24 protein-coding genes, 1 riboswitch and 1 other annotated feature are annotated in these 21,291 nt (G+C 46.0%); of the genes, 6 read left to right on the forward strand and 18 right to left on the reverse strand.

Annotated features, from left to right (window positions below; all coding sequences use genetic code 11):
* Nucleotides 1–101 precede the first annotated feature (101 nt).
* Nucleotides 102–302, reverse strand: a riboswitch (cobalamin riboswitch).
* A gap of 61 nt (nt 303–363) precedes the next feature.
* The 7 genes from SB752_RS28620 to SB752_RS28650 all read right to left on the reverse strand — a co-directional run bounded on the left by SB752_RS28620 (nt 364) and on the right by SB752_RS28650 (nt 4,131).
* Nucleotides 364–702, reverse strand: coding sequence for a DUF2085 domain-containing protein (locus SB752_RS28620; protein WP_410718858.1), 339 nt, complete (start codon nt 700–702; stop codon nt 364–366).
* Nucleotides 703–1,074: 372 nt separating this feature from the next.
* Nucleotides 1,075–1,587: an ACT domain-containing protein gene (locus SB752_RS28625; RefSeq protein WP_410718859.1), complete on the reverse strand. Its 513-nt coding sequence runs from the start codon at nt 1,585–1,587 to the stop codon at nt 1,075–1,077.
* 36 nt (nt 1,588–1,623) lie between these two features.
* On the reverse strand, nt 1,624–1,953 hold the full coding sequence (locus tag SB752_RS28630) for a hypothetical protein (protein ID WP_410718860.1): 330 nt from the start codon (nt 1,951–1,953) through the stop codon (nt 1,624–1,626).
* Nucleotides 1,954–1,973: 20 nt separating this feature from the next.
* Nucleotides 1,974–3,086 carry a tRNA 2-thiouridine(34) synthase MnmA gene (gene mnmA / locus SB752_RS28635; protein ID WP_410718861.1) on the reverse strand — a complete coding sequence of 371 codons (1,113 nt, stop codon included), beginning with the start codon at nt 3,084–3,086 and terminating at the stop codon, nt 1,974–1,976.
* A gap of 126 nt (nt 3,087–3,212) precedes the next feature.
* Complete coding sequence (tlp, locus tag SB752_RS28640; protein ID WP_410718862.1) at nt 3,213–3,434, reverse strand: small acid-soluble spore protein Tlp; 222 nt, start codon at nt 3,432–3,434, stop codon at nt 3,213–3,215.
* An 81-nt stretch (nt 3,435–3,515) separates the two neighbouring features.
* On the reverse strand, nt 3,516–3,866 hold the full coding sequence (locus SB752_RS28645; protein ID WP_410718863.1) for a DUF952 domain-containing protein: 351 nt from the start codon (nt 3,864–3,866) through the stop codon (nt 3,516–3,518).
* 19 nt (nt 3,867–3,885) lie between these two features.
* Complete coding sequence (locus SB752_RS28650; RefSeq protein WP_410718864.1) at nt 3,886–4,131, reverse strand: hypothetical protein; 246 nt, start codon at nt 4,129–4,131, stop codon at nt 3,886–3,888.
* Nucleotides 4,132–4,295: 164 nt separating this feature from the next.
* Here SB752_RS28650 and SB752_RS28655 point away from each other — a divergent pair, with 164 nt between their 5' ends.
* Complete coding sequence (locus SB752_RS28655; protein ID WP_410718865.1) at nt 4,296–5,291, forward strand: glycerophosphodiester phosphodiesterase family protein; 996 nt, start codon at nt 4,296–4,298, stop codon at nt 5,289–5,291.
* Nucleotides 5,292–5,364: 73 nt separating this feature from the next.
* Nucleotides 5,365–5,583, forward strand: coding sequence for a hypothetical protein (locus SB752_RS28660; RefSeq protein WP_410718866.1), 219 nt, complete (start codon nt 5,365–5,367; stop codon nt 5,581–5,583).
* Nucleotides 5,584–5,711: 128 nt separating this feature from the next.
* Here the strand turns inward: SB752_RS28660 and SB752_RS28665 are convergent, their stop codons facing one another.
* The 5 genes from SB752_RS28665 to SB752_RS28685 all read right to left on the reverse strand — a co-directional run bounded on the left by SB752_RS28665 (nt 5,712) and on the right by SB752_RS28685 (nt 12,421).
* Nucleotides 5,712–6,548: a M55 family metallopeptidase gene (locus SB752_RS28665; protein ID WP_410718867.1), complete on the reverse strand. Its 837-nt coding sequence runs from the start codon at nt 6,546–6,548 to the stop codon at nt 5,712–5,714.
* A gap of 25 nt (nt 6,549–6,573) precedes the next feature.
* Nucleotides 6,574–7,998 carry a serine hydrolase domain-containing protein gene (locus SB752_RS28670; RefSeq protein ID WP_410718868.1) on the reverse strand — a complete coding sequence of 475 codons (1,425 nt, stop codon included), beginning with the start codon at nt 7,996–7,998 and terminating at the stop codon, nt 6,574–6,576.
* A gap of 25 nt (nt 7,999–8,023) precedes the next feature.
* Nucleotides 8,024–8,854 (reverse strand): GNAT family N-acetyltransferase, encoded by an 831-nt coding sequence (locus SB752_RS28675; protein WP_410718869.1) that lies wholly within the window; start codon nt 8,852–8,854, stop codon nt 8,024–8,026.
* Between the two features lie 77 nt (nt 8,855–8,931).
* A complete protein-coding gene (locus SB752_RS28680; RefSeq protein ID WP_410718911.1) occupies nt 8,932–10,407 on the reverse strand; it encodes a M81 family metallopeptidase in 1,476 nt (491 codons plus the stop codon).
* Between the two features lie 331 nt (nt 10,408–10,738).
* Nucleotides 10,739–12,421 carry a glycerol-3-phosphate dehydrogenase/oxidase gene (locus SB752_RS28685; protein ID WP_410718870.1) on the reverse strand — a complete coding sequence of 561 codons (1,683 nt, stop codon included), beginning with the start codon at nt 12,419–12,421 and terminating at the stop codon, nt 10,739–10,741.
* A 122-nt stretch (nt 12,422–12,543) separates the two neighbouring features.
* On the opposite strand from SB752_RS28685, the gene SB752_RS28690 reads away from it, so the two are divergent.
* On the forward strand, nt 12,544–12,765 hold the full coding sequence (locus SB752_RS28690) for a hypothetical protein (protein ID WP_410718871.1): 222 nt from the start codon (nt 12,544–12,546) through the stop codon (nt 12,763–12,765).
* Between the two features lie 236 nt (nt 12,766–13,001).
* Here the strand turns inward: SB752_RS28690 and SB752_RS28695 are convergent, their stop codons facing one another.
* From SB752_RS28695 to SB752_RS28705, 3 genes are all read right to left on the reverse strand, one after another.
* Nucleotides 13,002–13,268, reverse strand: a complete 267-nt coding sequence (locus tag SB752_RS28695; protein WP_410718872.1) for a YolD-like family protein — start codon at nt 13,266–13,268, stop codon at nt 13,002–13,004.
* Nucleotides 13,252–13,449 (reverse strand): hypothetical protein, encoded by a 198-nt coding sequence (locus SB752_RS28700; RefSeq protein ID WP_213024404.1) that lies wholly within the window; start codon nt 13,447–13,449, stop codon nt 13,252–13,254. The genes SB752_RS28695 and SB752_RS28700 overlap by 17 nt, the downstream gene beginning before the upstream one ends.
* A gap of 89 nt (nt 13,450–13,538) precedes the next feature.
* Entirely contained in the window at nt 13,539–14,525 is a 987-nt protein-coding gene (locus SB752_RS28705) for a bile acid:sodium symporter family protein (RefSeq protein WP_410718873.1), read from the reverse strand.
* A gap of 215 nt (nt 14,526–14,740) precedes the next feature.
* Between SB752_RS28705 and SB752_RS28710 the strand changes: the two genes are divergently transcribed.
* Nucleotides 14,741–14,998: a hypothetical protein gene (locus SB752_RS28710; RefSeq protein ID WP_410718874.1), complete on the forward strand. Its 258-nt coding sequence runs from the start codon at nt 14,741–14,743 to the stop codon at nt 14,996–14,998.
* A gap of 109 nt (nt 14,999–15,107) precedes the next feature.
* On the opposite strand, the gene SB752_RS28715 is transcribed toward SB752_RS28710, so the two are convergent.
* A complete protein-coding gene (locus SB752_RS28715; RefSeq protein ID WP_410718875.1) occupies nt 15,108–15,557 on the reverse strand; it encodes a YhcN/YlaJ family sporulation lipoprotein in 450 nt (149 codons plus the stop codon).
* A 780-nt stretch (nt 15,558–16,337) separates the two neighbouring features.
* Here SB752_RS28715 and SB752_RS28720 point away from each other — a divergent pair.
* Nucleotides 16,338–16,562, forward strand: coding sequence for a hypothetical protein (locus tag SB752_RS28720; protein ID WP_410718876.1), 225 nt, complete (start codon nt 16,338–16,340; stop codon nt 16,560–16,562).
* A gap of 84 nt (nt 16,563–16,646) precedes the next feature.
* Nucleotides 16,647–16,904: a binding site (T-box leader), on the forward strand.
* Nucleotides 16,905–16,972: 68 nt separating this feature from the next.
* Nucleotides 16,973–20,056: an isoleucine--tRNA ligase gene (gene ileS, locus SB752_RS28725; RefSeq protein ID WP_410718877.1), complete on the forward strand. Its 3,084-nt coding sequence runs from the start codon at nt 16,973–16,975 to the stop codon at nt 20,054–20,056.
* Nucleotides 20,057–20,435: 379 nt separating this feature from the next.
* Here ileS and SB752_RS28730 read toward each other — a convergent pair whose 3' ends face one another.
* Entirely contained in the window at nt 20,436–20,651 is a 216-nt protein-coding gene (locus tag SB752_RS28730; protein WP_410718878.1) for a WYL domain-containing protein, read from the reverse strand.
* A 146-nt stretch (nt 20,652–20,797) separates the two neighbouring features.
* Nucleotides 20,798–20,968 carry a tryptophan RNA-binding attenuation protein gene (locus tag SB752_RS28735; RefSeq protein WP_410718912.1) on the reverse strand — a complete coding sequence of 57 codons (171 nt, stop codon included), beginning with the start codon at nt 20,966–20,968 and terminating at the stop codon, nt 20,798–20,800.
* Nucleotides 20,969–21,291 lie beyond the last annotated feature (323 nt).

Consider the following 21,291-nt stretch of genomic DNA (forward strand, 5'->3'; position numbering starts at 1 on the left):
ATCCGACGATTAAAATGTCGAATGCGCATAATGATACTTGATCATATCAATTCGCATGCGAATTGAGCGCTCGAACACTTCCCTATCTTCCGTAGGTACTACAGCGTGTCAACGGCTAGGCAGGTCTCCTGGCTCGGGATCAAACGTTCTATTACGCCTTCCCGATCTTTCCCATCTGATCAGTGGCCTTTCCTCGAATAGAACTCTCTCATTACAGTGGCGGGACCGCGTCGGATTCTAACCGACTTCCCTATTAAGTCTGCCAAATCTAGTTGGCAAACACCTCTCCGCATCAATATGTAGTTGGTAAAACTTACTTTACCTCAATATGTCGTAGTAGTCAAGCATAATGAGCAAGAGTTGCTACATTAGCGATTCTACTAGAAAATTAACGGCTGAGACGATCAATACACCTTGACCTACCCCACTTAAAAGCCCTGTTATGATTCGAATCTGATTGGTTGATTCTCGCCACTTCCCAAACTGCGTGATGCCGTCCACTAGCATCGGCACCTGCATTAGGAGGCCTACATAAAAAGGCAAGGGCACCAAAAAAAGCGCAGGTAGAAAAACGTATCCAAGCAAGATGGCCATACACCGTGCGCATAACGGAAAAGGTTTGCCGTTCAAATAAATAGAACGGGACGGCAGGCGATGACAGGGAATAAACGAGAGAAAGGCTAGTCTCTTGTCTACTTTCATGAATGACCACCGCAATCCAGGCAATCCGGCGTGTGACATTCCAAGCACGGAATGTCAGGCATACAGTCGCAGCTATTTCTCACCCTCGATTTATACCTGTTGTACATCAACAACAATAAGCCCAGGCCGCTCAGGATCAGCACAGTTCCCCACAAAAAGACTCTATTTGCGAGCAATACAATACCAGCAATTACGCAAATGATAACAGCCATAAGTAGTAGATAAAACATACCAGATACTCCTTGTGCCTTTACTATCACATAATCAAGACATATAACCGTTAGCATATCCTTTTGAGCGAGTATTTACTTAGGGCAACGCAAAAAAACCGCCCACACGCTGCAGGCGGTGTCTCGTTTGGCCCCTTACGAATTACTGAAGGGAAACCACTTTATTGATTTGGGGTAGTTCTTCGATAGCGGATACAACATTTGGTGTAATTTCTTCATCCGTTACAGAAATGAGCAAGGCATTCTTCCCCTTTTGCTCTCGGGATACATTCAGCTTGGAGATATTGATCTCGAAATCAGCCAGCTTTCTCGAAACATCGTAGATAACACCGGGATAGTCGGTATGATGCACCAAAAGTCCATGCGCCCCTGGAGGGATGCGGCAGAAGCAGTAGTTGATTTCACTAATATAAACCTCACGCCAGTCCTGTGCTACCGTATATTTATTCGCCCCTACACGAAGCACAGCGAGATGATTGGCATATTCTCCGGCACTGTTTTGAACCGGTACACGCTCACCTAGTCCGTCTAATAGTTGTTTTGTGATTTCTTCTCGATTTTCATGAGTCAGGATACTGATAGATGCTCCCGACAGATCAGGCTCCAGTCGTCTAATCAACCCTGCAAGCTCACGCAATCCAGCAAATTGGGTCATGGCGATTCCTCTCTCTCCCAGTCGATTTTTCTTACGTTAGGGAAGAATCCACTCTTCCGGTTCTTTTTTTATAGAGGAGTGGTTCTCAGAGCGGAACCACGCAGTCAGATTTTGCCCATCCTTGGTATAGTAAATGCGATAAATCGTATTTCCTTTCCCGCTCTTTTCGAATGGACTTTCATCTACCGGAACTATGGTAATGCCTTTGGCGGCGATCTCTCCACCTTGTTCCTTGATCACTTGCTGAATTGTCGTCATATGCTCTTCATTTGTCGACGACATACCGAGAACTGCTACAATTGCTAATAAAACGGCTCCTGCTAAAAATGAAGCAATAACGATTTTCGACTTTTTCGTTGCATCCACCAACCAATTCCCCCGTCAATCTATTTCTCTTTATCATTCAGACGTACTTTATCAATTGTTCCTCCGCCCAAACAAACCTCTCCGTCATAAAACACGACCGCTTGGCCCGGAGTAACTGCTTTTTGGGGTTGATCAAACACGACTTCAACCTGCTGATCGTCTAGTATATGAACCGTGACGCCCTGATCAGGCTGGCGATATCGAAACTTCGCCGTACAAGTAAAAGTAGACGCAGGCTGCTTGGCACTCACCCAAGAGATATCAGTTGCTAGCAAGCTAGTGGAATACAGTCGAGGATGATCTGAGCCTTCGCCGACGATGAGAGCATTACGCTCCAGGTCCTTATCCACAACAAACCATGGCTGCCCGCTTGTTCCGTGGCCGCCTCCAATACCAAGACCTTGGCGTTGTCCTAGCGTGTAGTACATTAACCCATCGTGACTACCGATAACTGCACCATCCACGGTTTCAATATTGCCTTGCTTTGCAGGGAGGTAATTTTGCAAAAAGTCACGGAAGTTTCGTTCGCCAATAAAGCAAATCCCTGTACTGTCCTTTTTCTTGGCAGTGTAAAGTCCCGCTTCCTCTGCGATTTTACGCACTTCCGGCTTTGGCAGATGACCGATCGGAAACATCGTTTTCGACAGCTGCTCCTGCCCCAGCACGTTTAAAAAGTAGGTTTGATCTTTGTTATTATCTGCACCACGGATTAGCTTGTACTCTCCGTCGATGTGCTTCACTTGGGCGTAGTGACCCGTCGCAATATAATCGGCTCCCAAATCCATTACTTTGGCCAGCAGCTCGCCGAATTTGATTTCGCGATTACACATGACGTCAGGATTAGGCGTACGGCCTCGTTTATATTCATCCAAAAAATACTGGAATACTTTATCCATGTATTCTTTTTCAAAGTTTACGGTGTAATACGGAATGCCGATCTGTTCACAGACGCGCCGGACATCCTGGAAATCTTCTTCCGCCGTGCAGTGGCCGAATTCATCGGTATCATCCCAGTTTTTCATGAAGATGCCGATGACGTCATATCCCTGTTGTTTGAGCAGGTAAGCCGTCACGGAGGAGTCAACGCCGCCGGACATGCCGACAACGACGCGTGTATCTTCTGGTCGTTTCATGGTCTTTCTCCTCTTTTTTCAGATTGTACCATTAACAGATTACCATGTTTCACAAAACAATTCATGTTTTGTTGCACTTTAAACAAAAAACGCCTGTTGCTTTGAGCGCAACAGACGTTTGCAGTCCTATGATTGCTCCGAGGCTTCGTCCTGAATTTCCGAACGAAATCCGTCAATACTCTCTTCTCGGCGTTGATTCTTCGCTTCCATGTTCGCTTTTTCCTCTGCTGAAATCTCGCCAGCATGAGCAGAAAGGTAATCCTCTGATTCGCGAATACTCTCTTCCGTATTTTGCAGCATTTCTTGCAGCTTCTCTACGTTGTCTGAACGATCATCCGGTTTTGGCATGTAATTAGCACTCCTTCGCATCACAATATGTAGGTACTACCCCATACATTGTGCGCGATACTGGAATGATTTATGTATGTATTAGAAGCGTATAGAAGCTCCGAGCTTCCAATGTCCGTCTGTTCGTAGCATCGATTTGATATCGATGATCGCTTCATGATTGAGTGGTCCATAGATGTGCGGGTAGAGCAAACCATCTTTTGCTTGCTCATACTTAATTGGAGAAGTGGTTTTTGTCTCGTCCACAACGAGCAAAAGCAGCTCCCCGTCAAAGGATGGATAGACGCGATCCGCTACAATCTCAAGCAGCTCGTCTCCTTTGGTAGCATGAATAAAGCCTTCTTGCTCATAATCGCGAGGTAAATAGTGCTCCCGTTTCTCCCATTGCTCCCAGTACGTTTTAGGAACCATACAATAAATGATGTTGTCCATCCTACTACTCCTTTTCACCCTACCGGTTTGGCAAGTATTTGTTAATGTGACGCATTGCTTTGTCATAAAACATTTTATCAAAGTGCCCCTGCTCAAATCTCCATTGAATAAAATTACTCAGGGAGTGAAGATCCACCCACGCGTCTTTTGCTTGCGGATTTCGGTCAGGCACTTCTCCTGTGACTTCCCCTTCAAAAACGAGCTTAGCCATTTCAGTAGGGTGCATCCCGATTTGATAGGCGATTTGGTGCAACGCTATTTTCATGGAACCTCCCTGTGTCTTCGTCCTGAGCATCTTTTCTCTCGTATATTTTGCCAGTCTTTTTAGATGATGCCAAGTCCTTAAACGTTGAAAAGCTTTTCCTTTTTACACATGTTTTGATAGAATCACAAAACAAACAACAATGGTACGTTAGGAGGCGCCTTTCCATGACAAATGCTCATAAACCGAAAAAACCGTGGTTCAAACGCAGGTGGCTTTGGATACTGGTCATTTTCATCTCATATGTTTACGTAACGAACAGCTCTTATTTTGCCCGAGAGGCTTCTGGTTCTCCGCTTCTTTTGGCTCATCGGGGGATGTCTCAAACCTTTCATATGGAAGACATAACAGATGAAACCTGTACAGCAGAACGAATTTACCCTCCCGAGCATCCGTTTTTGGAAAATACCATCCCGTCCATGCGCGCTGCTTTTGACGCAGGTGCTGACGTTGTCGAGTTAGACGTCCAGCCAACAAAAGACGGACAGTTTGCTATTTTCCATGACTGGACGCTTGGCTGCCGTACAAATTCAGAAGGTGTTACTCGTGATTTTTCATTAGCTGAGCTGCAAAAACTCGATATTGGTTACAAATACACGGCTGACGGAGGCAAGACCTTCCCATTCCGCGGAAAAGGAGTTGGAATGATGCCTTCCCTGTCCGATGTACTTCAAACATTTCCTGATCGCTCCTTGTTGATTCATATAAAAAGCAATGATTCGAGTGAAGGCGAACAGCTGGCACGTTATTTAGCTGCCTTGCCTCAGGAACGCTTGGAAACGCTCACCGTGTACGGAGGGGACAAGCCTATTGAAGCTCTGCACAGCATGCTGCCAGAAATGCGAGTGATGTCCAAGGCAACGTTAAAAGCCTGTCTGATCCCATATATCGCTGTCGGCTGGTCGAGCTATGTACCACAAGCGTGCGCACAAACACAGCTGCATATACCTGACCAAATCGCTCCGTGGCTATGGGGTTGGCCAAACCGTTTTATGGAAAGAATGGACCATCAGCAGACACGGGTTGTGCTCGTTGCGGGCAGTGGCGATTTTTCTCGTGGGTTTGACAGTCCACAGGATCTAGCAAGCGTGCCCCAAGGCTTCTCCGGATTGATTTGGACGAATCGGATTGATCGAATCGGACCCGTCATACATTCGAAATAGACACAGGAGAATGTGAAACTGTAGCCAGTTATATTCGTATATGCTAATACACATACGACAAGGAGTGATTGTATTGTTAAAAAAGCTCTTAGGAAATTTACTGGGTAATCACTCGTCTTCATCTAGCAAGTACAGAAAATACAGCAGCAGCGACTACAAACGCAGAAAGTTCAGCAGCAGCGATTATAAACACCGAAAAGAAAATGGATCACACTACGGGCAGGGACACTCGTATTACGGAAGCTCTCATTACAAGAAAAAGCGGTCCAGCCGTAGTTTTTTCAGCAGTTAAACAATCGTTTAACACTCGTATATCTGTTTTGAAATAGCGAGTTAATTCATTCGTTCTAACAAAAAATGCAGCCCCTTGTCTATGAAAGGTGGCTGCATTTTTTATTCACATCCTATTTTGGTCATTCGTCACCCGGTGATCATCCGGTTCACTTGTCCAGTAAGCAGCAGCATCGCCTGCAGAACAGGCATCATGCTCACAAGATCGTTAGAATGAAAGCGAACGGTACGCCCTTCGACAAGCTCTACTCCTGGCATCCAGCTGACCGCCGTAGCAAAGTGCGACTTGGTGAACTCCACTTCGATCGTATTTTCAGCCTTTTGTCCGATCGGCTGTACATGACTCCGGCTAAGCAGAGCTTCTTTTGCCTGCTTGCGAATCATCTCGCGTGCGCGAACTGGATGTATTGCCTGTGAAGACAGTCCTGTGATTCCTGTTTTCACTGCGACGGTAAAGACGCCCGGAATATCCGCCTCGACTTCCTGTGCGGTCTGCGAGTCGCCTGTAACCAATATAACAGGAACGCCAAACGCACCTGCAACCGCAGCATTTAGCCCTGCTTCTCCAACCTCTTTGCCATTTAATACGAGACGATGAATGGCGAGCCCAGACAAGGTATGGTTCAGTACAGCATCCCCTGTGCCTGCTTTTCCATGATAGCCGACGAAGAAAGCGGCATCGAAGCTTTCATCGATTCCTTGCATCATGCAGAGCGGTTTGAAAAATCCACGGATGACATCTGCCGCTGGATGCAGCTCTTCCAGAATGATATTGTTCATCGGTCCATGCGATTCATTGACGATGATCTGCGTGGCACCTGCATCAAGCGCCCCTTCTATCGCAGCGTTTACATCCTGCGTCAGTAGACGTCGTCCAGCCTCGTAATGCCTGCGGCCAGGGATGACATCCTCCGCCTCGCAAAGTCCTGAAATCCCTTCCATGTCTAACGAAATAAACACCTTCATTCTAAGATCACCTCCTGATTATGATCTACGCTTCTACTTTAGGCATTTGGCGCCCGCCCATTACGAAGCGCTTGACCTGTCCTTCCGAATTCCGTACAAAACGAACTTGCATATCCATGTTATTGCGCTTGAGCAAAAATGAATCCTCACCAATTGGTCGCAGAGGCAGCTCCTCACTGCCCGCAGCAAACCACAGCTTCCTGTCTGCTTCATCAAAGCGGATTTTCACCTCATCGCCCTCACCAGATTTATACGTACCGTTGCTTTCCTGCAGCTGAGCAAGCGGCGCCTCATAGGGGGCAAAGGTCACTAGCGGCGTTTCCAACGGGCGATCAAACAAGCTGTTTAGTAATCCCAGAACCAAGTTTGAAATCGGTGCATCATCTACGTTGGTCAATACAACTCCCGTTAACCCCGCCTCCGGAATGATTAACATCACCGAAGTAATCCCTTTTAAGCCTCCTGTATGCTGGATCAAGGTATATTTTTCATGGAATGATTGGGTTCCGAGTCCATAACCATAGCTGCGGACCAAATCGGTCTTGATATGTGGAGCAGTCATTTGCGAAGCGCTTACCTCCGAAATCACTCTAACGTCACCTGAGGCCCCCCCTGTCCGATACACATCTGCATAGCGAAGCATGTCACGTGCGGTAGATTTGAGAAAACCAGCTGCAAGCATTGAAGGGGAATCCCACCATCCCGGGGCACGTAATGCTTCTCGCACGCCATCTTTCACCCGGGGAGTGTACAGCATGGTGCAATTGTCATCCTCTCCCAGCTCCTCCACGTAAAAAACAGATCGATCCATCCCAAGTGGTTGCAAGATATGTTCTTGCACGTACGCTTCGTACTTTTTCCCTCTTACACGTTCAATGATCGCACCAAGCAAACCGTACGCCTCGTTGCAATAGCTGAATTCAGTCCCCGGCGGTCCCAAGAGTTCATATGGGTGCTCCGCAATATACGCCATCAGCTGTTCATAAGTATCAATCGGTTCTTTGCAATCCTTTTCAAACTGTTTTAATAACTCTTCAGCTGTCGGATCTGCTTTCAAGCTTGGCAGCATCGCAGGAATAAGAGCTGGAAGAGGAGGCAGACCAGGTGAATGCGTCATGAAATGATGAATCGTAACGGCCTTGGTGTGTGCTTCATCCCGGGTACGAAACTCTGGTAAATAGGTGACAACAGGATCATGTATGGAGAGCTTGCCTTCCTCCTGCAGCTGCATAATCGCCAAGCACGTGAACGACTTCGTGATGGAGCCGATGCCAAACACGGTATCGAGATCAATCGGCGCTTTTTCTTCCCGATCGCGATAACCGAATGTTTTTTCGTAAAGTAGCTCGCCTTCTTTGGCGACAGCCACGATAGCACCCGGGACTCGAAACTCGTCGATCAGCTTACTCGCATACGCTTCAAAAGCTGTTCCCCATTCATTCGTTTTCATGTCACGCCTCCTCGGTTTCTTTTATTCAATCATCCACCCGCACACTTTTTTCCAGAACATAAGCGTGCACAGGTTTATCGCTCTTCAAGAGGCCTACGACGATGTAGCCTGATGAAAACGCTTCCTTAAAAAGGTTGCGCAAGGCAAGCCTCCACTCCAACGCAATGTCGAGATTATCCTTCTTCAGCTGTTGGATCGAAACGGGTACGGAAAGCAAAATTCCCGTATGGTCTCCCAACTCTAGACGATTAACTGGGCGTGGGTGTTCTCCGTTCAGCTCCCAATCAAGCACACAAGCATAATCTCTCCACTCCGCTCGATCGATGGGTGAGCCGTTCATACTGCTTACAACACGGTCCGAGTTCAAATCCCATTCCAGCAGTAGCCTGTCGGTTGGCATGCCTTTATTGATGCCATCGCCCATTTCGCCATAGTACGACTCCAAGTAAGTTCGTACCACACCGCCCAGCTTACACAGATTCAGATACGCATTGCGCGCTTCAAGCGGGTCATATGTCCATGTCATTTTGTCATAGCCATTTTCGATGGCCCATTCACGCTGGCTTAGCTTGAGCTGCTTCCCGATACCCCAATCTCTATATTCGGGTAGAATCCCGAGCATATGCGAGCATATGTGTACCTTGCCTTCCTTGAAGCCGGTAAAGCCATAGCAAAAGCCGACTGGCTTCCCCTCATGATAAGCAGCAATGACCACCCCGCCATTGTGGATGGCTGCCATCAATTGAGGAACAGGCGTTACACTGCTCTCTCCCCAAATACGTCGTTGCAAATCTTCCATTTCAACCATCTCGATGGCGGTTGTCACCGTACGATATTCTAAGGCGTCTCTCCGCATGAATTTCATTCTCCTCTAATCATATATCTCTATTTCTAATGAACATTCCAGTATGGGGGTGCATTTTGTTTATTGTGTCAGTACGAAGAGCGAGTGACTGGATCGAGTGGGTAAATCGGTCGGTTCAGACGTTGGTAATCAAATGTTTGGAACAATAATGTCGTCAAACCTGGAGAATCTACTGTAATGATTTCCGCGCTGATTGGCTCAAAGCTGGCTCGGAAGTGTTGGCTCGATTTCAAGCAAACAATTTTGTATTGCGTGACATCTATACCATGGAGAAGGAAAACCTGCTCGTCCAGCACTTGTGTTTTGACTGAACAGACGAGGATATCGACACCATTTGCTTGTAGGCGGACCGATTTTCCCAGATCGACAGGAGTGCCCTTGCCCATCGGCGATGACACAATAAACTTCCCATCAGTCAACGTCTTGACATAGGCTGTGAGAGCGATCGGTTCTCCGTGCAGCTGATCAGTTTTGCCGCCGAGCTTCACCTCGATTGTGGCGCCAATACCTTGTTCATGAGCATATGCTGCGACTTCCGGATCGTAAATAAAGCCAAAGCAGGCATCTTGCAAATCAGCTTCCAGCATCGCTCGTAAAAGGTATGTCCCGTCCCCTGGAGTTCCTCCACCTGGGTTATCAGACGTTTCATTTAATACGACCGGAAACGCACTTGCCGCTTTTGCCAGCTCTAGTCCCTGTTGAGGTGACAATACCTTTGGAGAGAATTCCTCGCGTTTTTCCCAAATCAAATCAGCAACATCCAAAGCGGCGCGCTTCGCTAACTCTGCATCGTTATTTGCGACTGCAACGACTGTCACACTCATTTCCGGAATATCCGTGTACGGAAACCCGTGAAAAAATGCACAATCAATCATCCCCGGCTCCCGCTCCCATTTATAGCACGCTTCATTGATATCCTTGGCAGGAGAAAGATTTGTCGTTGAAGGAGGAATCATCAACGGCAAGACGGCACGATACATGCGCGGGACCAGCTCTCCCTTTACCATTCTCTCAGCCAACTCTACGGCTTCAAGGCCGCGTTCGTAGCAATCGGTGTGTGGATAGAGATGAACCCCCAGCAAAATATCCGCCTCAGCAATCATTTCATCCGAAATATTACCGTGCAAATCCAGCGTTACGATGAGAGGAATGTCATAGCCGACCTGCTCGCGAACCGCTTTTAAGAGCGTACCCTCCAAATCATCAGCGCCTTCTGCGACGCCAGCGCCATGCAAAGACAGACAAATGGCATCTACTTTTCCTGCATCCGCAATTCCTTGGAGCAGTTCATTTTGCATGGCATCAAATGTTTCTTTTGTAATCGTGCCTGCCGGATATGCATTTGTGGCAAAAGCACCTACCACTTCAATATCCCGCTGTCTGGCACCGTCAATCATTCCACCCAGAAAATCGCGAACCCCAGCATGTGCCCTCAGGATGTCATCTCCCCTTGCCCACTCCCACAGCTCAAATAGCTCTCGTGTAGTAGGGACATTTGAGAAGGTGTTCGTTTCGTGCATGACCTCCGCAATAACAATTCTCATCATGATTCATCCTCCTTTTTATGATTTTATTGTTTTGAAGTTTATACTTTAAAAAATATGAGTGTCTGAAGTTGCTGCTCTAGTTGAATTATACGTGCTGCACCCAAAAACCACAATATTTTATTCTGAAAATATATACTATTGTGTTTATTAATTCTGTAAAAGGTTTTCGTTGTCTGGCTACCCGTGGAAGATCATTTTAAAAACATAAAAAACCGCCATAATAGTAGCGGTTCTAAGCTTTTTTGGATTTTTTCTAGCGACAACAACAAAGCTCTATCTTAGTTGAACTATAAACTAATTTCTTTCCCGAACCAAACGGACACGGTGTCTATTCCCTGCACGCTTCCTCGCTCTCTGGGAAACGATATATTGCATCCAGTAAAGCTGTCACTTCCGCTCGCTGCCTGTTACATTCACCCGCGCCCCACCCTAATTGCTCCCCCATGATTCGAATGACTCCTTCAGCGTTGGCTTCTGCCTTTTTCACATGAAAATACGTCCAACCCGTGCGCAACCTCAGAAAATCAACCGCAGTCGTCGTCATTTCCTCCTCCACTGCATACGCGATTTGTGCCCGCAGCAGTTTTTCTAGCTCGATTCCTTCGCCTTTTCTTTTAACTGCGCCTAATCGATTATAAATTTGCAGCGTATTCGTCCCGTAGAGGTCGATCCATTCCGCTGCAGTATTTGCATCCACGCCACGAGCAATCCCTTGTTCCAATAAGTCTTTTTTGCAATCGGCATAGTCACGATACCCCATACGCTCTCCGCCCGTGACGATCACTTGGTCTGTTCTGCACGCCTTATACCTACTGCCTGTCTTTAGTGCCAGCTCACTCGTGACCAGATTCATTACTTTTTCTGCCATTTTACGAAATCCGGTCAGCTTCCCCCCTGCAATCGTGATCAAGCCGGACGGAGAAACGAAAATCTCATCCTTTCTGGACAGCTCTGACGGACCTTTTCCTTCCTGATAAATCAGTGGTCGCACACCTGCCCAGTTTGAGCAAACATCTTGTGGACTGAGTCTCACCTCTGGAAAGATGGCATTCACAGCTTTCAGCAAATAATCACGATCTTGCTGGGTAGTACGCAGTTGATCAATTTCCATCTGATAAGCGGTGTCGGTTGTTCCGATATAGGTGATGTCTCCGCGTGGAATCACAAAAATCATCCGACCATCTGGTGTATCGAAATAGGCAGATTGGCGGATCGGCAGCCTGTCTTTGGCTACTACAAGATGAACACCTTTGGTTAAAAACAAGCGCTTGCCAGAGAGGCTCCCGTCTAATTGTCGCACGCCATCTACCCACGGGCCGGACGCGTTTACAATTTGCTTTGCATAAATGCTGTAGACTTTATTGGTTATCCGATCAGTGACCTTGACCCCAACCACACGGCTGTCTTTATAAATAAACTCGGTCATTTTTGCATAATTGACGATAGTCGCTCCATTTTGAAAGGCTGTTTTCATCATATCGATCGTAAGTCTCGCATCATCAGTGCGGTACTCATAGTAATATCCGGCGCCTTTAAGCCCATCTGGTTTCAAAAGAGGCTCAAAGCGAAGCGCCTCTTGCTTGTTTAACATTCGTCTGCGCTCAGGACGCTCTACACCCGCTAGCCAATCGTAAATGTACAAACCCATTGAAGAGGCAAAATACCCATAGGTTCCTCCCCGATAGATCGGCAAGAGCATCGGTGCCGCAACCACAAGATGCGGTGCATTTTTATACAAGATTGCTCTCTCTCGCCCCACCTCTTGTACGAGCTTTACGTCTCCTTGCTTGAGATAGCGCAAGCCACCGTGAATGAGCTTGGTTGAGCGGCTGCTCGTTCCTGAGCCGAAATCGTTTTGTTCAATTAGCCCAATCTGTACTCCGCGCAGGGCAGCATCCAATGCAATGCCCGCTCCTGTAATTCCTCCGCCGATGACCAGCACTTCCAATTCTTTCAAGGTCATTTTCTTGAGTAGCTCTGTACGATTCGCCGCCGAAAACCGTGTCCGCATCGCTTTTCTCCCTCCAGGCCAAAGCCTTACTCTCCCTTAACAAAAACCATACATTCTTGGCTAAACTGGTTTTTAATGATGTCCGTTTGATATGCTACAATATGGAAAAGGAGTGTGTGCCCATGAAGTCTTCGAAATCATTTTATTACACCGTAGATCATTCGATGGTTGAAGAGTACAAAAAAATGCTCGATCTCATGAAAATTCCCTATACAATAGAAGCCCCAGTTGCATTATTAAAGCATGGAGCCAGTCAGTACTCCTTTGTCTTCCCCAATATGCCTGCCAAGCTCTACGGAATGGTCAGCAAGCTGTTTAAAGGTGATGGCAAGCCATATCCGTAATAATAGGGTCCCTTTCATTTTACCAAGTAGCGGAATAGAAAGCCTCCACTTATTCCCAATAGACCTTTCGTAGGACAAAAAAAAGCGACCCATGAAAGGGTCAAAGTTGGAAGTGGAGAGAAAATGCAAGCTATGTAATATATTCTAACATAAAACCAGCTCAAGTCTATTGTTTTTTGCAGTTTTCTGAATTCTTACGTCATATTTTCTTACATGGGATTGATGTTCCGAATCTTCTAACCATGCACATCAACGATTTGTTCCATGTCGATCCACTGACTGCTCGTCTGATTGGCAAGCTGGATTTTACGAGACTTTGGATCAAACCATTTGACAACTCCCCACATTGTACATGTATTCCCTGTTTCACCTTCAAGCGACACCCACCAGCTCACCGCAACTGCGTAGTCTTCACGACCAGAATCACGGAGCAAGTAGTAAAAGGAATCCCGATCGTTTGCTGTCATACCTTTATTATCCCGATTACTAATGCCTGCTGCCACGCGAACTCACCCACCCTAATCTACATAAGTCATTCACCGCTCGTCTCATTTGTCGATCTGCGACGAGCGTACTGATGTCCGCCCCGTTATCAAGCATTCTGATAATCCGCAGATGCGTTTTTGTCAAAACGGGGACACGCTTCATCTCCCTGTTTACAGGAACCATGATTGTCTCGATCATACTACCACCTCGATCACGAACGTTTGTTTGTAGTATATACGAACGAGATGCGAACACGCAACACAAAGTCTCCAAACAAAAAAAGCAGGTTACCCTGCTTTCGACCCATACTTTATGGACTCTGGATGAGTTGGCCTTTTTTCGACGATCTCCAGAAATTTACCAAATGTAGAGGCAAGCGTCTGCTGAAACAGCATGCCAAGCACTACCGGCAAAGCAACCGCTGCTGGAAAATACGAGGTTGCGATAACTGCACCTGCGCTAATATTTCGCATCCCGCTATTGAAGGTCAAGGTCACGATCACCCCTCGATCCCATCCACAGCATTTTGCGATAAACCATCCCATGAGATATCCAATAATCGCCAGCAAGAGCACTACCCCTGCCATACCGAGCAGCTTCGCATCCAAGGTCGATAAATAAGGAGCCACGACGGAGCTATTAATGGCGACAACCACCCCCATCCCCAGCTTAGAGAAAGGAGCTAATTTGGGAGCAAGTGTCGTCTTCACTTTGCCTCCAGTCAACTGATTGAGCAGCATACCGATAAGCGAAGGCAGTACGATCATGAAAAATAGACCTTGCATCATGAGAGCCATGTTCATTTCGACCTTTGCCCCTAAAAACAGAGACATTCCCAAAGGGACGATAAAAGGAGAAAGCATGGTGTCAATCAAGATGATGGATAGAGTCAAGGCGATATTCCCCATATAAATGGACGACCATAAAAAGCTTGTGATACCTGTCGGAATTAAAGCTGCCAAAATAAAGCCAGTTACAACATGAGTGTCGTCTGGATAAAACAAGCTTGCTGTTCCCCAAGCTACGAGGGGCATAAGTGCGTGTAGGATCAAAAGATTGGCAATTAACGGAAAAGGCCTGGCAAGCACTTTCGCAAATTCTTTAAATCCCGACCCCAGACTACCCACAAACGTCATAAAGGCAAATACCCATGGAGAAAGAAATGTATACGGCTGCAAATGACTTCCTGCCAACACACCGATTACGACGCTGCTTGGCGTCAGGAGTGGCATTATTTTTTCAAGCATTTTGTTTATTTTTGCTAATGTGTCCATACGTACACCTCAGTTGTTTCTTGATGGAAGGTGCTTTGCTTTCTCCCGACTATATCCTTTGTCCAAAGCGAAGCACTGACGTGACGTATGTTATCATGAACCTTTTTTCCGAGCAAGCCCAACCTGTTTTATCCCTATGCAAATTCTTGATTGCTTCTGCTTTTTGCATAGTTTCCAAAGGGCGTGTAAAGCCTAAAGTGGAAAGGAGGTATTTTATGAACGGCATGGATTGGGTTGAGTTTATCCGAAAAACCGAAGATAAGATGTACCACCTCCATCGAGCGATAGACGGCATCTGTAATGAGCCTGATTATAAAGAGTCCGTCTCTGCTCTCACCGAGGTGATACGAGATTACCAGCTGCTTGTTGAAAAAGCAAAAAATGAACTACGTGATGTAGATGTTCACCGAAATCACCGTCACCGTGATGACCATGTGGATCACCATGTGCACCGTGATTACGACCATTACTAGGACTGGGTTACGCTAACCTCCTCTCCACAAAAACGAAAGACTCCCGTATTGCGGAGTCTTTTTTTCGGTCCGGGACTTTCATATCGGTCAGGTCTACTACCCACGATCTTCATCCCTTCATCTTTTTTTCTAACTGCTTGAACTTCTTCTTTTGTTTGCACGCTTCTCTCACGTCTGTCGGCCATGGATTCTCACCAAATTTTTGTAGCTCTCGAATTAATTTTTTGTCGGCTGTGACATGAATGTCAGTATCAGGAAAAGCATCCTTCAATCGTTTGGCTACCTCTTTTTGAATCGATTCAAGCCTGAAGCGATTAAAGTTAGTCACTTTTACGGCTACATCTAGCTCTTTATCAATCTGTACGGCAACAACCTGGTCAATTCCTTTAACTTGTCCGGCTATGCTTTTTGCTTGCTCTTCCCATTGTTCATAGCGTACTGGCGCAGGTGCACACAGAGGCTCTGCTTCTTTAGACTGGACTTTGCCTTTCGACTCAGAGTTTGAGCCACAGCCCGTCATGAGCAAGGCAAAGGATAAGACGACGACTGTAGTACGCAAATCAAAGACCTCCCTACCAAAATCACCTATCCTTTAGAATGACCGTAAATGGCAATTATATGTTTGTGTGATTATTCCATAAAAAAACCTCTATCGAGGTCTCTGCATGGAGGTGCGATCACGTTTTAGTGGAAAGTTTTACCGTAGTTATGCCGGATGCGGACGCTGAGGCACCTTGTTATGCGCTCCAGAATTCATAAGCTTCTCGCTTATAAATTCCTATACGTTGAAAAAACCCGTCTCGGTCAGTACCGAAAGACGGGTTTGCTTATAGATTCAGGGTGGTATTTATTTAAAAAAAGCGGTGACTCATCTGCATTTTTGAGTCACCGCAGACCCCAAGAACTTTTCGAGTCCTTATATAGGATATATGAAATTGGATATACAGGCGATAGGAGATAATTGGGACTCAATACACAGGGGCAAAAAAATCCCCAACCGCAAACTTACGGTTGGGGCGTACGGGGTAGTACGTTGATTATACGTGAATACGTTTATCATATAGGGTCCGCCATACATTGACAACAACTTGATATAGGTATTTATACCTATCGCTGGAATAAAAAATGAGCGCCGACTTATCTGCTTAGTTTAAGTCAAGGCGCAATCCCCAATGGATTATACTAGTTAGTTTGGATTACTTTTCTATTATGCTCTTGTTTTATTATTGGTTCCATACGAAAAATATGGTAATAATGTAAAGGAATAGAGTAACCTTGAATAAGTAAGAAAATTCGAAAATCGAATATCGATTGAAGGAGCTTACCAAGGAGGATTCTTATGGAGAGCATACTGATTCTTTTAGCACTCGGCATGGTTACTCTTGTTCTTTTTCGCGTTTTCAAATATAAATTCACCAAACATAACCGGGAAAACATCGGACTGTCGATCTGCGGAATCATCGTCAGCAGCGAAATCTCACACCGTCCTTTATCGCAATTTTTTATCTTGCTCTTTATTTTGCTCCTCACCTTCTTGATTGTCATCGTCATCTTCAAAAAATAAAACGCCCTTTTTTCACAGCTGAAAAAATCACAATTTGACATTCGCCTGAATCTGTTGTAAAAATGAGGTAACCAAATGACGTGAATAAATTCATTGACGAGAAAGAGTAAGCTAAACCCTTGTTCCCCAGAGAGTTGGCCTTGTGCTGAAAGCCAACGTTCAAGACTTAGCCGAAAATCCTCTCCGAGAAGGAAAGCTGAAAGAAAGATCAGTAAGCTAACCCGGGTTCCCGCCGTTACAAGGGGCGCGTATGATGGTACGTAGTATGAGGTGCCGAGAGATCCTGTTATTTGATCATCTCGGAACAAGGGTGGTATCGCGAGATAAAATCTCGTCCCTTAGGGGGCGGGATTTTTTGTTTTTTTCTGCTGATGCGCTCTTCTCCTCGTGACAACGAAAGGATGAATAGAATGAGAAAAGTAGATGTGAAAGAAAAAGCAAGAACCCGTGAGCTTCGCATCCTAAATCAGTGGAAACAAAACGAAACGTTTAAAAAATCAATGGATTATCGGGTTGGAAAGCCGAATTTCGTATTTTACGAAGGTCCCCCTACCGCAAATGGCAAGCCTCATATCGGACATGTTCTCGGACGAGTAATCAAAGATTTTATCGGGCGCTACAAAACGATGTCAGGTTATCGCGTCGTTCGTAAAGCTGGCTGGGATACACACGGTCTCCCTGTCGAGCTTGGCGTCGAGAAGCAGCTGGGGATCTCCGGCAAGCAAGAGATCGAAAATTACGGTGTAGCCAAATTCGTGGAGCAGTGTAAAACAAGCGTCTTCGAATACGAAAGACAGTGGCGTGAACTGACAGAAGGCATCGCCTATTGGACCGATATGGATAACCCCTATGTCACATTGACTAATCCCTATATCGAGAGCGTGTGGCACATCTTGTCCGAAATTCATAAAAAAGAGCTGCTGTACAAAGGCCACCGCGTAAGTCCATATTGCCCTGACTGCCAAACGACACTTAGCTCCCACGAGGTTGCACAAGGCTATGAAGATGTAAAAGATTTGAGTGCTACGGTAAAATTCAAAAGCAAAACCGGTGAAGAAATCTTTCTCGCGTGGACGACAACGCCATGGACGCTACCAGCAAACGTCGCGTTGGCCATCAACAAAGATATCGACTATGTCCGTGTCAAGCAGAACGGCGAAATATTCGTCGTAGCCAAAAATCTTGCTGAAAAAGTATTCAAGGAAAACTATGAGATCTTATCCACACATAAAGGGTCTGAATTTGTTGGAACCCCTTATACGCCGCTGTTCGGCTACGTAAAGGTTAAACGTGGACACATCGTGGTTGATGCAGACTACGTAAGTGACACCAGCGGTACAGGAATTGTTCACACAGCTCCCGCACACGGAGAAGAAGATTACCGCACATGCCGTCTTCACGAGCTTGATTTTGTCAACGTCGTCAATTTGTCCGGTCGATATACGGACGAAATAACCGATTTCGCTGGACGCTTTGTCAAGGATTGCGACGTTGATATCGTCAAAGCTTTGTCCCATCGTCAGCTCCTGTTTTCCAAAGAGCGCTATGAGCATAGCTATCCGTTTTGCTGGCGGTGTAAAACTCCCCTTCTCTACTATGCGATGGAGAGCTGGTTTATCAAAACGACTGCTATAAAGGATCAGCTGATCGAAAACAACAAGCAGATCGAGTGGTACCCTTCCCATCTGCGCGATGGTCGCTTTGGAAAGTTTTTGGAGGAGCTTGTTGATTGGAATATCAGTCGGAACCGTTACTGGGGTACTCCTTTGAATATCTGGCTTTGCACCGATTGCGGGTGTGAATATTCACCTGGCAGTTTAGCCCAGCTTCGCGAAAGGTCTGTAGAGCCATTAGCCGAAAATCTGGAGCTGCATAAGCCGTATGTAGACGATGTGAAGCTTCGTTGTACGTGTGGCGGCACAATGGAACGAACGCCAGAAGTCATTGATGTGTGGTTTGACAGTGGCTCGATGCCATTCGCCCAATACCATCATCCATTTAACGAAGAGAATCGATTTCAGGATCAGTATCCCGCAGATATGATCTCCGAGGGTATCGACCAAACTCGCGGATGGTTCTTCAGCCTGCTTGCTGTATCTACCCTGTATAACGGAAAATCTCCGTATAAAGCCGTCATTTCAACCGGTCATGTGTTAGATGAAAATGGCTTGAAAATGTCGAAAAGTAAAGGAAACGTGATTGACCCATGGGAAATCATCGACGAGTTCGGAACAGACGCTTTCCGCTGGGCACTCTTATCTGACAGCTCACCATGGAGCAGCAAACGTTTTTCCAAGCAAATCGTTGCTGAAGCAAAATATAAGGTAATCGATACCATCCATAACACCCATGCCTTCTACTCACTTTATGCTACGATTGATGACTTTCAACCGAAGGATCACCAGCCACAAGTATCGCAAAACGAATTAGACCGTTGGATTCTTTCTCGGCTACACACGACGCTGCAAAATGTTCTAAAAGGAGTTGAGTCTTACGATTTCCTCAACCCCGCCAAGCATATCGAAGTGTTTGTAGATGAACTTAGCAACTGGTTCATTCGTCGCTCGCGTGATCGTTTTTGGAGCAGTGGCATGTCTACGGATAAGCTGTCTGCGTACCAAACACTGCATGAAGTGCTTCTTACTTTAGCACGAATGATTGCTCCATACGCTCCGCTCATCGCGGATGACATCTATTGCAATCTGGACGGCAGCGAGGAAAGCGTCCATCTAACCGATTACCCGACTGTAAATGAAGACGCCATCGACCTTACCCTGGAAAGTGAAATGGAAACCGCCCGTCAAATCGTTGAGCTGGCTCGTAATATCCGAAATGAAACAGGAATTAAAACACGTCAGCCCCTGTCCGAGCTGATCGTCTCGATGGATCGAGCATTCAACCTGAAGCGATTTGAGGACATCATCAAAGACGAGATCAACGTAAAAAATATCCATCTAGAGCAAAGTGACAGCAGCTTCGTCGATTACACGCTTAAATTGAATTTGAAGGTAGCTGGAAAGAAATACGGAAAATGGGTTGGCCCGCTTCAAAGCTACTTAAAGGAGCTGCCCGCAGCTGAAGCAAAGCAGGTCGTACAAAACGGCTTTTTGGATGCCTCCATGGATGAAGAGGGTTTCCACCTTACTCTGGATGAGTTACTTGTCGAGAAACAAGGGAAAAAAGGCTTCGCTTCCGCTTCTGACTACCAGTTAAACGTAGCATTAAATACGACGATCACAGAGGAGCTTGAGCAGGAAGGACTCGTCCGTGAAGTCATACGGGTGATTCAGGATTACCGCAAAAAGCTTGATTTACCGATCGAAAAACGCGTTCGCCTCTCGCTTGATGTCGACGACTATCTCCAAGAAGCTTTAGTGCGTTTTGATCACGTATTGAGAGAAAGTGTACTCGTTTCTGATGTAGTTTTCGCGAAGGAAAAAGCGATGGAGAGCTTTTCTATCGGCACGCAGAGCGTACGCTTACTGATCGAATAACAATCCAAATAGGCAGTCGTGGACAAAGAGCTCGATGTCCGTGACTGCCTATAAAAAAGGCCCTCGCAAGGACGAGGGTTGAAAAAGGTTGTTAACAGTGTATGAAAACAGTATGCCCAGATTTTACCTGGAGCATTCGTACTCGAATACATTTGTTCCTGCCGCTGCTTACCGCTTCCTCTCCCACGCTTCCAATACGTTTATGTCATCAGGAGCAGATCGCATCCACTCGATATACTTTTCTTTTGCGAGCACTTCTAATACCATCATAATTCCCCCACGCGACCTCCCTGTCTTCGTGCATAACTCATGGATGGTAGGAGTCCTCCGACGTCCTGCGGAATAGTTCGCAATGACGCGGAGAACTTTCCGCTCAATATCAGACAGCATAGTCGTTCACCACCGGCTCAATTGCAAGCAGATTGTAAATGGCAAACACCCTCGGACCTTTTCGTGTCAGACAGTAGGCTTTCAACCGTTCTCCTTCAATCGCCAATGGTCGAATCACCCGAATCGAAGTGTGACCATCGCTCCCCAAATAAATGACTCGAATGTGCTGGTGCTGTTTGATGGCACGGAGCAGTTCTTTTTTCAATGTTGTTCGCCTCCAAAACAGAACGTTTGTTCCTGTATTATATGCGAACAACATGAGAACATGCAAATGAAATTGTTTCTATCAATTGTTTCTGAAAACAAAAACAACAGCCTCTCTTACAGATGTAAGCTGTTGCCTTGTATTTTTTATAAGTGCTTTTTAATGAAATGCAGCAGGGTTTGTCCTTGCGCGGTTAGCACGGTGCCTTTTCCTTCGCACTTGGGGCATTCCGTTTGCTGCTTTCCTTCCTGTTCGATAACGCCTTTTCCTTCACATTCCCAGCAGGATAGTTCCAGATCATCCATAGAAATTGACATCATTCACTGCCCCTCTATTTGTCATGATATTATTCCGTTTATTTTAACAATGCTTGCCTACTTTTTGCCGCGCATAAGCTATTCTCGATTATTTTAGTACAAAAAATAAAAATAGTAAAACAACGAATCGTTAGTTACTTTTTTTACCATTTATACGTATTACTTGAAGCAGAAAGTCAGGCGTTTACGTATTTGGAAACGCTCCTTGGCGATAAAGCTGAAGATTATACATTTTCTAAAGTCTACACCTATACATTAGGAGATAACAATGATAAACCAGTAACCGTCGTTACTTTTGAATCTATGAAAATTCTGTACATCTT

This window comes from Brevibacillus sp. SIMBA_040, from assembly GCF_046535075.1.
Classification (GTDB): domain Bacteria; phylum Bacillota; class Bacilli; order Brevibacillales; family Brevibacillaceae; genus Brevibacillus.